A 449-nucleotide genomic window follows, 5' to 3' on the forward strand; every position below is an offset into this window, starting at 1 on the left:
GAGCGAGACCTTGACGCCATCGACCTTGGCGGCGTTGGCGTTGAGGATGGCGACCGCGATGTCCATCGCCTTGTCGAGATCCCTGGTGCCCCAATAGCCCGTCAACGCCGGATCGAACATGTCGCCGAGCCAATGGATGATCACGGGCTCGCGGACCTGCGAGAGCACGCGATCGTAGACCTTGGCATAGTCGTCCGCGTTGCGACCAAGCTTTGCCAGCGCGCGCGACGCCATCAAGATGATGCGGCCGCCGACCTTCTCGACCGCCGCGACCTGCTCCTCATAGGCGCGGATGACGTCGTCGAGGCTCTTGGCATCCTCGACCGCGAGATGGTCCGTGCCGGCGCCCGAGAACACCAGCGCGTTGCGCCGCCTGGCGGCGCCGACCGAACGCGTGATCAGCTCCAGCGAGGTCGGCCAGTCCAGCCCCATGCCGCGCTGTGCGGTGT

1 protein-coding gene is annotated in these 449 nt (G+C 66.8%); it reads right to left on the reverse strand.

From position 1 onward, the window contains the following. On the reverse strand, positions 1 to 449 hold a 449-nt coding region (locus ACNFOC_RS55370), incomplete at both ends, for a DUF993 family protein (protein ID WP_416966442.1).

This window comes from Streptomyces colwelliae (genome assembly GCF_048158785.1).
GTDB lineage: Bacteria > Actinomycetota > Actinomycetes > Streptomycetales > Streptomycetaceae > Streptomyces.